The organism is Streptomyces sp. NPDC013317, from assembly GCF_055563155.1.
Genome location: NZ_JBVHDX010000008.1, coordinates 127,626 through 140,837, shown reverse-complemented (window position 1 = coordinate 140,837; position 13,212 = coordinate 127,626). Strand labels below are relative to the sequence as shown.

Here is a 13,212-nt window from a genome sequence, read left to right as displayed (position 1 = left end):
CGGGCACATGGCCGTTCTTGGAACGGCCGTTCGTCACCGGTCCGGCTCGGGGTCCTTCAACCAGTTGATGAGCTCCGTGGAGAACGCCTTCGGGTCCTCCTCGTGGGGGAAGTGCCCCAGGCCGTCGAAGAGCCGCCAGCGGTACGGCGCCTCCACGTACTCGCCCGAACCGGCCGCGCTCCGCGTCCGCATCGCCGGGTCCAGCGAACCGTGCAGGTGCAGTGTCGGTACCCGCACAGGGCGCTTCATACGCCGGTTGAACTGGATGCCGTCGGGCCGCGCCAGGGACCGCACCATCCAGCGGTACGGCTCGATCGAGCAGTGTGCCGTCGACGGGATGCACATCGCCCGCCGGTACACGGCGAGCGCCTCCTCGTCCGCCGGCCCCGGGCCCGACCAGTCCTCGATCAGCCGGCCGACCAGGGCCGCCTCGTCCGCGACGAGTTGACGCTCCGGCAGCCAGGGGCGCTGGAACCCCCATACGAACGATCCGGCGCGCGACTGGGAGAAGTCGGAGAGCATCGCCGAGCGCCAGCGGCGCGGGTGCGGCATCGAGGAGACCGCGAGGCGGCGCACCAGCTTCGGCCGCATGACGGCCGCGGTCCAGGCGAGGTAGCCGCCCAGTCCGTGGCCGACGAGCGCCGCGTCCGGTTCGCCCAGGGAGCGGACGACGCCGGTGATGTCGAGCGCCAGGTTGGCGGGGTCGTAGCCCCGGGGCGTACGGTCGCTGCCGCCCACGCCCCGCAGGTCCATCGCCACGGCCCGGAAGCCGGCGTCGGCGAGAGCAGGCAGCTGGTGGCGCCAGGTCCACCAGAACTGCGGAAAGCCGTGCAGCAGCAGGACGAGCGGCCCGTCGCCCATCTCCGCGATGTGGAAGCGCGCGCCGTTGGCGGCCACATCGCGGTGGGTCCAGGGGCCGTCGATCCGTACGGGGCTGCCGACGGGGCCGCTGCCGTTGCTGCTCTCAGGGACGGTCATGTGGACGAGCGTCCCACAGCGGCGACCTTCTCCTGGACCGTGGCCGGCAGCGCCGCCCTTTCGGGGCGGGGATGCGGCTTGGCGTTCTGCAGGATCGCGGCCGTCTGCTTGGCCGAGTTGATGGACTTCTCCGGCGGCTTGACCTTCTTGAACTTGGCGTAGGCCACCAGCCCGAGCAGCCCCGCGAGCAGCACGTTCGCCGCGAAGGAGAGCAGGAAGCACCAGGCGAGGTTCCAGCCGCCCTCGCCGTTGTGACCGCCGGTCCAGGTGTTGATGCCGTAGGCCAGCGCGAAGCTCAGCATGGGCAGCGAGAAGAGGAGCACCGTCGCGGCGGCCGTGCCGGCCGCACTGCCGATGGCGCCCCGCTTGACGTCCTGGCGGATCTCGGCCTTGGCCAGGGCGATCTCGTCGTGCACCAGCGCGGACATCTCGGCGGTCGCCGAGGCGACCAGCTGACCGAGGCTGCGCTCGGCTCCGTTGACCGGGTCGCTCATCGCTGCTCCCTCTTCTCTTCTACGGTCCGACCTCAGATCATGCCGGACTGTCGCCGTCATCGCTCGATGCCCCCGCCAGTTGGGCGCGCTGGCGGTGCTCGGCGGCCTTCTTCTCGTAGATCTCGGCCATCCTCAGGTGGTACGCCGGATCGTCCTCCTCGTAGATGTCGGGGATGCCGTCCTGGTCCTCGTCGCGCTCCTCGTCCGCCAGCAGCGCCTCGTACTTCCGTACCCGCAACTTGAGGAGGAATGTCGCGAGGACGGCCGCCATCAGCGAGCCGATGAGGACGGCCGCCTTGACCTGGGTGGTCAGCTCGGCGTCGCCCTCGAAGGCGAGCTCGCCGATGAGGAGGGAGACGGTGAAGCCGATGCCGGCGAGGGAGGCGACGGCGAAGACGTCCGGCCAGGCCAGGTCGCTGTTGAGCTCCGCCTTGGTGAAGCGCGCTGCGAGCCAGGTGCCGCCGAAGATGCCGACGGCCTTGCCGACGACGAGGCCGAGGACCACACCGAGGGTGACCGGGTTGGTGAAGACGTCCGCGAAGGACTTCCCGCTGATGTTCACGCCCGCCGAGAACAGCGCGAACAGGGGCACGGCCAGACCGGCGGAGAGCGGCCTGACCAGGTGCTCGATGTGCTCGCCCGGGGACTGTTCCTCGCCCTCCCGCCTGGTGCAGCGCAGCATCAGGCCCATGGCGACACCGGCGATCGTGGCGTGCACGCCGCTGTTGTACATCAGGCCCCAGACGACCAGGGCGAGCGGGACGTAGACGTACCAGCCCCGCACCTCCTTGCGGAGCAGCAGCCAGAAGACGGCGAGGCCGGCGAAGGCGCCGCCGAGGGCGGCGAAGTTCAGGTCGCTGGTGAAGAAGACCGCGATGATCAGGATCGCGAAGAGGTCGTCGACGACGGCGAGCGTGAGCAGGAACGCGCGGAGCGCGGACGGCAGCGAGGTGCCGATGACGGCGAGGACCGCGAGCGCGAAGGCGATGTCCGTGGCGGTGGGCACGGCCCAGCCGTCCATGGAACCGCCGCCGACGAGGTTGGTCAGGGCGTAGACGAGGGCGGGTACGGCCATGCCGCAGAGAGCCGCGACGACGGGGAGCGCGGCGGCCCTGGGGTCGCGCAGCTCGCCCGCGACCAGCTCACGCTTGAGCTCGATGCCCGCGACGAAGAAGAAGATCGCGAGGAGTCCGTCGGCCGCCCAGTGCTGGATCGAGAGGTCCAGGCCGAGTGCCGCGGGACCGATGTGGAAGTCGGACACCGTCTCGTAGCTCGCACTGACGGGGGAGTTCGCCCAGATCAGCGCGGTGACCGCGGCCAGCAGGAGGAGCACGCCACCGACGGTCTCGGCGCGCAGAGCGTCTGCGACGTACCGCCGCTCGGGCCAGGAGAGGCGGCCGAGGAACTTACGGTCGGTGCGGGTGGGTGCGGGCGCGGGCACGGGCGGCGACCTCCGGTCGGTTGGGCAGCACAGAGCACATGCCGACCAGACTTCCCGGCGCACCTAGGTATTTCTGTCGCGTCTCTGACGCGTTCTTTACTTTACCTAACGAGCGAGGGTTGTGTCCGGCGATCTTCACTTTAGGGACAGAACCGCGCTCCGGCCCGTTGTGGAGACCGGCCCCGGGCCCCGCGGGGCGCACAAGCGGCCGCCCGCCCCGGGGAACCCGGGACGGGCGGTGTGCGGCGGGCGGCCTGGGCTGCGGCGCCTGGCGCCCGCGGCGGCCCGGGGCCTGTGGCAGCCCGGGCCGTCGCTCAGTCCTCGCTGGACGCGCTCGGGAGCTTCGTCTGGATGAGGTCCATGACGGAGGAGTCGGTCAGCGTCGTCACGTCGCCGAGCTCCCGGTTCTCCGCCACGTCGCGCAGCAGCCGGCGCATGATCTTGCCGGAACGGGTCTTCGGCAGCTCCGCCACCGGCAGGATCCGCTTCGGCTTGGCGATCGGGCCGAGCGTCGTGCCGACGTGGTTGCGCAGCTCCGTGACGAGCCCCTCGTCCTCGCTGGCCGAACCGCGCAGGATCACGAACGCGACGATCGCCTGGCCGGTCGTCTCGTCGGCGGCGCCGACCACCGCCGCCTCGGCGACGGACGGGTGCGAGACGAGCGCCGACTCGACCTCGGTGGTCGAGATGTTGTGGCCAGAGACGAGCATGACGTCGTCGACCCGGCCGAGCAGCCAGATGTCGCCGTCCTCGTCCTTCTTCGCGCCGTCGCCGGCGAAGTACTTGCCCTCGAAGCGGGACCAGTACGTGTCGAGGAAGCGCTGGTCGTCACCCCAGATGGTGCGCAGCATCGACGGCCACGGCTCGGTGAGGACCAGGTAGCCGCCGCCTCCGTTCGGGACCTCGTTCGCGTCGTCGTCGACGACGGTGGCGGAGATTCCGGGCAGCGGGCGCTGGGCCGAGCCCGGCTTGGTCTCGGTGACGCCCGGCAGCGGGGAGATCATCATCGCGCCGGTCTCGGTCTGCCACCAGGTGTCCACGATCGGGGTCTTCCCGGCGCCGATGTGCTCGCGGTACCAGACCCACGCCTCGGGGTTGATGGGCTCGCCGACCGAGCCGAGCACGCGCAGGCTCGACAGGTCGAACTTCGCGGGGATGTCGTCGCCCCACTTCATGAACGTGCGGATCGCGGTGGGCGCCGTGTAGAGGATCGTGACGCCGTACTTCTGGATGATCTCCCAGAAGCGGCCCTGGTGCGGGGTGTCCGGGGTGCCCTCGTACATGACCTGCGTCGCGCCGTTGGCCAGCGGACCGTACGTGATGTACGAGTGCCCGGTCACCCAGCCGATGTCGGCGGTGCACCAGTAGACGTCGGTCTCCGGCTTGAGGTCGAAGACGGCGTGGTGGGTGTACGCCGCCTGGGTGAGGTAGCCGCCGGAGGTGTGCAGGATGCCCTTGGGCTTACCCGTCGTACCGGAGGTGTAGAGGATGAAGAGCGGGTGCTCGGCCTCGAACGCCTCGGGGGTGTGGTCGGCGGACTGGCGGGCGACGACGTCGTGCCACCAGACGTCCCGGCCCTCGGTCCACGCCACGTCCTGGCCGGTGCGGCGGACGACGAGGACGTTGCCCACCTTGTCGGTGCGGGTGAGGGCCTCGTCCACGGCGGGCTTGAGGGCGCTCGGCTTGCCGCGGCGGTAGCCGCCGTCGGCGGTGATGACGAGCTTGGCGTCGGCGTCCTCGACGCGGGTGGCGATGGCGTCGGCGGAGAAGCCGCCGAAGACCACGGAGTGCGCGGCGCCGATGCGGGCACAGGCCAGCATCGAGACGACGGCCTCGGGGATCATCGGGAGGTAGATCGCGACCCGGTCGCCCTTGGTGACGCCCAGCTCGGTCAGGGCGTTGGCGGCCTTGGAGACCTCGTCCTTGAGCTCGGCGTAGGTGATGGCCCGGCTGTCGCCCGGCTCGCCCTCGAAGTGGATGGCGACCCGGTCGCCGTTGCCCGCCTCGACATGGCGGTCGACGCAGTTGTACGCCACGTTGAGCGTGCCGTCGGCGAACCACTTGGCGAACGGCGGGTTCGACCAGTCGAGGGTCTCCGTCGGCTCGGTGGCCCAGGTGAGCCGCTTCGCCTGCTCGGCCCAGAAGCCAAGCCTGTCCTCCGCGGCCTGCTCGTACGCCTCCGCCGTCACGTTGGCGTGCGCGGCCAGCTCGGCCGGCGGCGCGAACCGCCGCTCTTCCTTCAAGAGGTTGGCCAGGCTTTCGTTGCTCACGACATCTCCCTTTCCCAGGGCGTCCTATGTGCCTATGTGTCCCGCGTCATAGCTCATCAGTCAGATGCCCGGGTGACAAGAGTCTCCAGGAAATTGGTTTAGACCTATGGGGTGGCGGGCGTGCGGTGGCCCCTCCTTCCCGAGCGGTGGGAAGAAGGGGCCACTTGGTCTCACGGACGTGAGGGAGGGAAGGTTCAGGACGCGCGGGCCCGCGTCCGATTCTTGATCATGGTCGCGGCGAGCCGCTCCCCGGCCGCCGCGGTCCGGCTGCCGCCCTCCGCGGGCGCGTCGGCCGACGTGCCGCCCAGAGCGTCGGAGCGCGAACCCGAGCACGAGCCCGAGCCCGAGAGCGCGCCGGAGAGGACGTCGGCGGGTGTGCCCGACAGCGTGCCGGCCGGTGCTCCGGAGAGTACGTCGGCCGGTGTGCCGGACAGAGCGTCGGTGGACGCGCCGGTCCGTGCGCCGGTCGGCCCGTCGCGGCTCTCGGCCGCGTCGACCCGGTCGTCGGCCGACGCGATGGACGGCGGGACCAGGTCGAAGACGTCGTCGTAGCGATGCTGCTCGTCCGGGCCTGCCAGCAGATAAGCCTGCGCCTCGCCGACGTGGAAGTACATCCCGTGGAGCGTCAGCGTGCCCTCGGCGAGCCGTCGGGCCACCGACTCGTACGCCCGTAGGTGCTCCAACTGCTGGACCACGTTGGTCAGGCAGAGCTGCTCGACCGCGTCGGCCGGCAGCCGGCCCGAGATCCGGGCCCAGGCGTGTCGGCGACTGCCCATCCGCTCCAGGCTGGGCCGGCCGTGACGCAGCCAGCGCCGCAGCGGGCTCTGGGGGGCGTCCGGTCCGGGTGTGCTGTTCAGCAGGGCCTGCATCGCACCGCAGCCGGAGTGTCCGCAGACGGTGATCGACTGGACCTGCAGGACCTCCACGGCGTACTCGATCGCCGCGGCCACCGAGTCGTCACCGCTCTCGTCGCCGGGCAGCGGCACGAGATTGCCCACGTTCCGTACGGTGAAGAGGTCGCCCGGCCCGCTGGAGGTGATCATGCTCGTGACCAGTCGGGAGTCGGCGCAGGTGAGGAAGAGCTGCGAGGGGCGCTGGCCCTCGCGGGCGAGGCGGGCGAGCTCGTCCCGTACGAGAGGCGCCGTGTTGCGCTGGAACTTGCCGATGCCGCTCGCCAGTTGGTGCCCGGTCGTCCGCGGGGTCTCGTCGCTGACATGGGGCTCGCCGCAGTGGTGGTTGCGCCAGGGGGTCCAGGGGCGGCAGCAGGCGTGGGAGGCGGAGTCCGGTTCGGTGATCCGGGCGCCGGCGGGACCGGTGATCTCCACCTCGCCGCCGTGCCGGACGCAGCTTGCCTGCCAGTCGCGCAACGTCTCGTACGCTGCGTGGTCCATGAAGGACCCGTCCAACTCGACGACCACATGGGCTCCTGGGGGAAGTTGGTGCAGGGCCCGGCTGAGCCGGGGTACGGCGAGGAAGGTCAGCTGTCCGCGGACGCGCACCAGGTGGCGGCCGTCGCGCTCCTCACGGGTGATGCGGGTCTTGGCGAGGCGGTGCATCGCGACGCCGACGGCCACCGCGATCCCGAGCGCGACGCCCTCCAGGATGCCGACCAGCACGACACCGCTCAGCGTCACCGCGTAGACGAGGATCTCGCGGTGGCGTGTGACGGTGCGGATGTGCGTGATGCTCACCATCTGGATGCCGACCACCATCACGAGCGCGGCCAGCGCGGGCAGCGGGATCAGGTCGAGGACCGGGACGAAGAGCAGCGCGGCCAGCACGATCCACAGCCCGTGGAGCATCGTGGAGTTGCGGCTCACGGCGCCCGCGGAGACGTTGGCGACGCTGCGCACCGCGACACCGGCCACCGGCAGTCCGCCGAGCGCGCCGGAGACGACGTTCGCCGCGCCCTGACCCGCGAGTTCGCGGTCGAGACGTGAGCGGGGCACGCCGTGGCCCCGGTCGGGCCGGGCGGCGATCAGCTTGTCCACGGCGACCGCGGAGAGGAGCGACTGCACGCTGGTCACCAGGGTGATGGTGAGGACGCCCGCCGCGACGCCGAGGACAGGGCCCTCGGGCAGGCCGGGCAGAGCGTGGCTGCTCCACGAGGGCAGGTCGACGCGGGGGACGGCCAGTCCGGCGAGCGTGGCGGCGGCCGTCGCGGTGGCCACGGCGGCCAGGGCGGCTGGGATCCTGCGGAGCAGCGCTCCGGCCTTGCCGGGCAGGCGCGGCCACAGCAGGAGCAGGCCGACGGTGAGGGCGCTGATGACCAGCGCCGCCGGATGGGCGTGGGCCAACTGGGCCGGAAGGCCCAGGACGTTGTCCACGGCGGAGCTCTGGGGGTTGCCGCCGAGCACGATGTGCATCTGCGCGAGTGCGATGGTCACGCCGATGCCGCCGAGCATGCCGTGGACGATCGCGGGGGAGACCGCGAGTGCGGAGCGGGCCACCCGCAGAGCGGCGAGGCCGAGCTGGGCGAGGCCGGCGAGGACGGTGATGGCGCAGGTGGTGCGCCAGCCGTAGAGCTGGATCAGTTCCGCCGTGACCACCGTGAGGCCCGCGGCGGGGCCGCTGACCTGCAGCGGCGACCCGCCGAACCGGCCGGCGACGATCCCGCCGACGGCGGCGGCCACGAGGCCGGCCTGGAGGGGCGCTCCGGTGGCGAGCGCGATGCCGAGGGAGAGCGGCAAGGCGATCAGGAAGACGGCGATCGAGGCGGAGACGTCGGCGCCCGCGATGCGGAAGCGTCGCGCCGGGCCGTCGGGCGGGCTGTGCGGACGCTGGTCGTGGGTGCGGCGGATGGGTGGGCTGAGGGTCATGTGTTCCCGTCTCCTCCGGGGGCGGCGCGGTCGCGGCTCGTGCGGGACGAACTGGGGGTCGCGGGCGCGGCTGGGTCACGGCGTGCAGTGGCGGGATGGCCGAGCGAACATCAACGCTCGGTAAATGGATCGTAATGGAGAGTAAAGACTGCGGCATTATTTTCGGGGCAAACAGGGCAATGTTTCACCGGTTGGGGTGACAGGGGCGGCTCATTCCGCTTGTCGTTTCATCATTCCGGCGTCCGTGGTGCGAGGTTGACGCCGCTCGCAGCCGTACGGAATCCGAGGAGAGGTGGGCGCATGTCAGCCGCCGGGAGAAGGACCACTGTCCGCAGAAGGGCACTCGCCGCCGGTGCCCTCGCCGTCGCCCTGGTCGCCGGGCTCGCAGGGTGCTCGGAGTCCGGGAAGCCGGCCAAGCCCCAGGACGCCGAGGGGGCGAAGAAGCCCGTCGCGGCCCCGCCCAACGCGGTGCGCCTGATCGGCGACGGCTCCACCGCCTTCACCGGCGCCCAGCCCCGCCAGCCCGTCTGGCAGAAGCTGAAGCCGGGTGAGAAGCCCCCGCAGTTCGTGGTGTTCTCCTGGGACGGAGCGGGGGAGGACAGCCAGAAGCTCTTCTCCCACTTCCGCAAGGTGGGCCAGAAGTACGACGCGACGATGACGTACTTCCTCAGCGGCGTGTACCTGCTGCCCGAGGAGAAGCGGAAGCTCTACGACCCGCCGCAGCACAACGCCGGCAGCTCGGAGATCGGCTTCAACGACACCGAGGGCATCCGTGCCACCGTCCGCGAGCTGCGCGGCGCCTGGCAGGAGGGCAACGAGGTCGGCACGCACTTCAACGGCCACTTCTGCGGGCCGGAGAACGGTGTCGGCACGTGGTCGGTCGAGGACTGGAAGAGCGAGATCCGCCAGGCCAAGTCCTTCGTGAAGAACTGGAAGACGAACGCCGGTCTCGCCGCCGAGGAGCCGCTGCCCTTCGACTACGACAAGGAGCTGGTCGGCGCCCGCACGCCGTGCCTGGAGGGTCGCGAGAACTTCGTGAAGGCCGCCTCCGAGCTGGGCTTCCGTTATGACACCAGCGGCGTCAACGACCAGATCTGGCCCGAGAAGGACCACGGTCTGTGGGACCTGTCGATGCACCTGGTGCCGGTGCCCGGCCGCCAGTTCCAGACGCTCTCCATGGACTACAACTTCATGGTCAACCAGTCGGGCGGCAAGACGCAGGGCGACCCGAACATGCACGAGTACTGGGGCAACCAGATGCGTGACGGCCTGGTGCAGTCCTTCAACCGCTCGTACCACGGCAACCGGGCGCCGGTGATCATCGGGAACCACTTCGAGTCCTGGAACGGCGGCACGTACATGCGCGCCGTCGAGGAGACCATCGCCACCGTCTGCGTGCAGAAGGACGTGAAGTGCGTGTCCTTCCGGCAGCTCGCGGACTGGCTGGACGCCCAGGACCCGACGGTGATCGCGAAGATGCGGACCCTGAAGGTCGGCGAGGCCCCGAAGGGCGGCTGGACGACCTTCCTGGCCGCCCCGCAGCCCCTCACGCAGCCCAAGCCGGACGTGAAGCAGCCCGCCGCCGCGCGGGACTGACGGACGGACGCGTCGGGCGGGGTGGTGTCCCGCCGCCCGCCGGGCCGTCGTCGTCAGCTGGGCTGGGGTACCGGCAGGGCCTCGCCGAGGACGAAGCCGGGGTCGATCTGCGCCGCCAGGTCGACCCCGGTCTTGGCGTTGCCCCAGCTCTCCGCGTTCCTCAGGTGGAAGTGGACCATCTGGCGCGTGTACCGGTCCCAGTCGCGGTGCGCGTACGAGTCGTCCGCCGCGTTCTGGAGCGCCTGGAGCGCCATCCGGTTGTCCACCTCGAGCAGTTCGAAGCGGGCCGGACGGCCCTTCTCCATGCCCCGGACCCAGTCCGAATGGCCCACCGTCACGAGCAGGTCGTCGCCCACCTCGTCGGTCAGGAAGTCCATGTCGTCCTGGCCCTGCACCTTGTTGCCGATGACCTTGAGGACGACTCCGAAGTCTCGCGCGTACTCCTTGTACTGGCGGTAGACCGAGACCCCCTTACGGGTGGGCTCGGCGACCAGGAACGTCACGTCGAAGCGGGTGAACATCCCCGAGGCGAAGGAGTCCGAGCCCGCCGTCATGTCGACGACCACGTACTCGTCCGCCCCGTCGACCAGGTGGTTCAGGCACAGCTCCACGGCCCCCACCTTGGAGTGGTAGCAGGCAACCCCGAGGTCCGACTCCGTGAACGGGCCCGTCGCCATCAGCCGGATGTCGCCGTCGTCGAGGCGCACGGTCCGTGCGCACGCCTCGTAGACCGGGTTGTCCTCGCGGACCCGCAGCAGCTGCGAACCCTCCCCGGGCGGGGTCGTCTTGATCATCGAGTCGGCGGAGGCGATCCGCGGGTTCGAGCCGCGCAGATACTCCTTGATCAGCGGCAGGTGCGCGCCCATGGCGGGCAGTCTCGCCGCCTCGATCTCGTCGAGCCCGAGCGCGGTCCCGAGGTGCTGGTTGATGTCGGCGTCCACCGCGAGGACGGGGGCTTCGTTGGCGGCGAGATGGCGGATGAAGAGCGAGGACAGCGTGGTCTTCCCGCTGCCGCCCTTCCCTACGAAAGCGATCTTCATGTTCACGAAGCGTAGCGTCACGATCGCGCCCAGTGGTCGAGGTCCGTGAAGAAGACCACTCCAACGTGGGGTGGGCGCCGTGGGCGCGTAGCCTCGCTACTTATGAGTACGAACGCCTCTGACCCCCTGGCCGCCCTCGGCTCCCTGCCGGGCGTCGCCGACTCGGTGGACTCCGTACGCAAGGCCGTCGACCGGGTCTACGGCCACCGCGTGATGCGGCGCCGCAGCAACGAGATCACCTCCGAGGCCGCCCTGCGCGGGGCGCGCGGCTCGGCCGCCCTCTCCGGCGCCGACTGGGCGCTGGAGGAGGTCCGCCGCCGCACCGACTTCGGCGGCGACGCCGAGGCGCGGACCGTGGGCGCGGCCCTGCGGCTGGGCGCCGAGTCCGGCCAGCTGCTCTCCATCTGGCGCCAGTCGCCGCTGCGGGTGCTCGCCCGGCTGCACCTGGTTGCGGTCGGCGACGCGGCGCTCGCCGCGGCGCGGAGTGAGGCGCGTGGCGAGGCGGGCGAGGCCGGCGACTCGGTCGGCAGGCCCCGGCAGGTCGGCGAGCCGGTCGACGAGCCGCTCATCGAGGCGTCGCTGCCCGATCCGGCGGAGGTCGCGGGACGGCTCGAGGGGCTCTCGGAGCTGGTCATCGCGGGCGGTTCGGCCCCCGCGCTCGTGACGGCCGCCGTGGTGCACGGCGAACTGCTGGCGCTGCGTCCGTTCACCTCGTACAACGGGCTGATCGCCCGGGCCGCCGAGCGGATCGTGCTGATCGGCAGCGGTCTGGACCCCAAGTCGATCTGCCCGGCCGAGGTCGGCCACGCGGAGCAGGGCCGGGCGGCGTACGTCGCCGCCTTCGAGGGTTATCTGTCGGGGACTCCGGACGGCATGGCCGCGTGGATCGCCCACTGCGGCCGGGCCGTGGAGCTGGGTGTGCGCGAGTCGACCGCCGTCTGTGAGGCGCTGCAGCGCGGCGCGGCCTGAGGGAGGGGCGCCCGGGGCGGGCGTGAAGGCCCTGGAACAGGGTTGCGGCGGTACCAGTCCTGGTACCGCCGCTGGCACGTCCGCCGAGTTACCAAGCGTCCTCGATATGTGCCCATCAAGCGGGGAACTTTGCCCATCGCCTGGTGCGGCTGGCCCGTAATCGACGGGTCGACGTCGCGTGGGTGCTCAGTTTCTGTGCATGGTCCGTGGGGCCTTCTTGCTCAACAGGTGATCCTCTCGGATGTCCTAGGTCTCGCGGGCCTGATTCCTTTCTACTCCTGTCGGATGGGAAGCGAAAGTCCTGGCTCCACTTCTTTGCTTTCTCCTCAAATCCGGGCAAAGCGATCGGCAAGAGCCGAGTTGCGCCGACGGTTGGCGTACCAGACCAGTCCGGCGGTCGCGGCCGCCGCGCCCACCGCGGCGGCGGCCAGGAGCGCGGGTCGCGGCGGCATCCGGAACCCGGGCAGTCGCTGCTTGAGGCGGACCGGCTTCTCGAAGAGCAGGATCGGCCAGTCCCGGGCGGTGGCCTCGCGGCGCAGCGCGCGGTCGGGGTTGACCGCGTAGGGGTGGCCGACGGACTCCAGCATCGGCACGTCCGTCGCCGAGTCGCTGTACGCGTAACAGCGTGAGAGGTCGTAGCCCTCCGACTCCGCGAGCTCCCGGACGGCCTCCGCCTTGGTGGGCCCGTAGGCGTAGTACTCCACCTCGCCGGTGAAGCAGCCGTCGTCGCCGACGACCATCCGGGTCCCGACGACCCGGTCGGCACCGAGCATCTCGCCGATCGGCTCCACGACCTCGGCGCCCGACGTCGAGACGATCACGACGTCACGGCCGGCGGCGTGGTGCTCCTCGATGAGGGAGGCGGCCTCGTCGTAGATGATCGGGTCGATCAGCTCGTGCAGGGTCTCGGCGACCAACTCCTTGACCTGCGAGACGTTCCATCCTTTGCAGAGCGCGGAAAGGTATTCGCGCATGCGCTCCATCTGATCGTGGTCGGCACCGCCCACGAGGAACACGAACTGGATGTACGCCGTCCGCAGGACGGCGCGGCGGTTGATCAGTCCGCCTTGGTAGAAGGACTTGCTGAAGGTCAGGGTCGAGGACTTCGCAATGACCGTCTTGTCCAGGTCAAAGAAGGCGGCTGTGCGCGGCATCGAGTGGTTTTCCACGAGCCGAGCATAGGTGCCCGCCATTCGGCGTACGCTGGGGCGTGTGGGTTTGCCTGAGAAGGCTCTCGGGTACACCATGGAAGTCACGGATCGTTCGCGACCGTGCTAACCCGGTCCGGCTCCTCCCCCCCCGAGTCGGCCGGAGAGACGACCCCCGCTCTCCCCCCCGGCGGGGGTCGTCGCATGTCCGGACGCGTTTTCGTCCCTCGGACCCTCATGTCTCCCCCTCTCGTCGGCCGTTCGGCCGCGACGGCGGGCTGCCCTCGTTTCGTCACTCAGAGTAGCTGGCGGGATGCTCTCCGGGTATCGCTGGTATGGGGCACGGGGATATTCACAACGGCCGAGTTATCCACAGTTTTCGAGCAAGATCCACGAGATTTCCGGGATGGCGCCACGGTGATTCCCACCGCGAACTCCGCGGATGGAAGGAATCGGT

At 70.5% G+C, this 13,212-nt stretch carries 9 protein-coding genes; 2 read left to right on the top strand and 7 right to left on the bottom strand.

The window, feature by feature from the left end:
- Positions 1-33 precede the first annotated feature (33 nt).
- The 5 genes from ACZ3IJ_RS21615 to ACZ3IJ_RS21595 form a co-directional block, all read right to left on the bottom strand.
- Entirely contained in the window at positions 34-978 is a 945-nt protein-coding gene (locus ACZ3IJ_RS21615; RefSeq protein ID WP_391801553.1) for an alpha/beta fold hydrolase, read from the bottom strand.
- The gene (locus ACZ3IJ_RS21610; RefSeq protein WP_467470498.1) at positions 975-1,472 is read right to left on the bottom strand and encodes a phage holin family protein; all 498 of its coding nucleotides are present in this window, start codon (positions 1,470-1,472) and stop codon (positions 975-977) included. The genes ACZ3IJ_RS21615 and ACZ3IJ_RS21610 overlap by 4 nt, the downstream gene beginning before the upstream one ends.
- Positions 1,473-1,509: 37 nt before the next feature.
- A complete protein-coding gene (gene nhaA / locus ACZ3IJ_RS21605; protein ID WP_467470496.1) occupies positions 1,510-2,913 on the bottom strand; it encodes a Na+/H+ antiporter NhaA in 1,404 nt (467 codons plus the stop codon).
- A gap of 314 nt (positions 2,914-3,227) precedes the next feature.
- Positions 3,228-5,183, bottom strand: a complete 1,956-nt coding sequence (acs, locus tag ACZ3IJ_RS21600; RefSeq protein ID WP_467470494.1) for an acetate--CoA ligase — start codon at positions 5,181-5,183, stop codon at positions 3,228-3,230.
- Positions 5,184-5,377: 194 nt separating this feature from the next.
- The gene (locus tag ACZ3IJ_RS21595; protein WP_467470492.1) at positions 5,378-8,002 is read right to left on the bottom strand and encodes a bifunctional SulP family inorganic anion transporter/carbonic anhydrase; all 2,625 of its coding nucleotides are present in this window, start codon (positions 8,000-8,002) and stop codon (positions 5,378-5,380) included.
- Positions 8,003-8,302: 300 nt separating this feature from the next.
- On the opposite strand from ACZ3IJ_RS21595, the gene ACZ3IJ_RS21590 reads away from it, so the two are divergent.
- Positions 8,303-9,598 carry a polysaccharide deacetylase family protein gene (locus ACZ3IJ_RS21590; protein WP_467470490.1) on the top strand — a complete coding sequence of 432 codons (1,296 nt, stop codon included), beginning with the start codon at positions 8,303-8,305 and terminating at the stop codon, positions 9,596-9,598.
- A 53-nt stretch (positions 9,599-9,651) separates the two neighbouring features.
- On the opposite strand, the gene ACZ3IJ_RS21585 is transcribed toward ACZ3IJ_RS21590, so the two are convergent.
- On the bottom strand, positions 9,652-10,638 hold the full coding sequence (locus ACZ3IJ_RS21585; protein WP_467470488.1) for an ATP-binding protein: 987 nt from the start codon (positions 10,636-10,638) through the stop codon (positions 9,652-9,654).
- 102 nt (positions 10,639-10,740) lie between these two features.
- Between ACZ3IJ_RS21585 and ACZ3IJ_RS21580 the strand changes: the two genes are divergently transcribed.
- Positions 10,741-11,607: a Fic family protein gene (locus tag ACZ3IJ_RS21580; RefSeq protein ID WP_467470486.1), complete on the top strand. Its 867-nt coding sequence runs from the start codon at positions 10,741-10,743 to the stop codon at positions 11,605-11,607.
- Positions 11,608-11,933: 326 nt separating this feature from the next.
- Here the strand turns inward: ACZ3IJ_RS21580 and ACZ3IJ_RS21575 are convergent, their stop codons facing one another.
- A complete protein-coding gene (locus ACZ3IJ_RS21575; protein WP_467470484.1) occupies positions 11,934-12,800 on the bottom strand; it encodes an HAD family hydrolase in 867 nt (288 codons plus the stop codon).
- Between the last annotated feature and the right edge of the window lie 412 nt (positions 12,801-13,212).

Excerpts from the sequence above, each read along its gene's own strand:
- ACZ3IJ_RS21580 (WP_467470486.1), top strand. The coding sequence starts at position 10,741 with ATGAGTACGAACGCCTCTGACCCCCTGGCCGCCCTCGGCTCCCTGCCG.
- ACZ3IJ_RS21610 (WP_467470498.1), bottom strand. The coding sequence starts at position 1,472 with ATGAGCGACCCGGTCAACGGAGCCGAGCGCAGCCTCGGTCAGCTGGTC.
- ACZ3IJ_RS21575 (WP_467470484.1), bottom strand. The coding sequence starts at position 12,800 with ATGGCGGGCACCTATGCTCGGCTCGTGGAAAACCACTCGATGCCGCGC.
- ACZ3IJ_RS21595 (WP_467470492.1), bottom strand. The coding sequence starts at position 8,002 with ATGACCCTCAGCCCACCCATCCGCCGCACCCACGACCAGCGTCCGCAC.
- ACZ3IJ_RS21590 (WP_467470490.1), top strand. The coding sequence starts at position 8,303 with ATGTCAGCCGCCGGGAGAAGGACCACTGTCCGCAGAAGGGCACTCGCC.
- ACZ3IJ_RS21615 (WP_391801553.1), bottom strand. The coding sequence starts at position 978 with ATGACCGTCCCTGAGAGCAGCAACGGCAGCGGCCCCGTCGGCAGCCCC.
- ACZ3IJ_RS21585 (WP_467470488.1), bottom strand. The coding sequence starts at position 10,638 with ATGAAGATCGCTTTCGTAGGGAAGGGCGGCAGCGGGAAGACCACGCTG.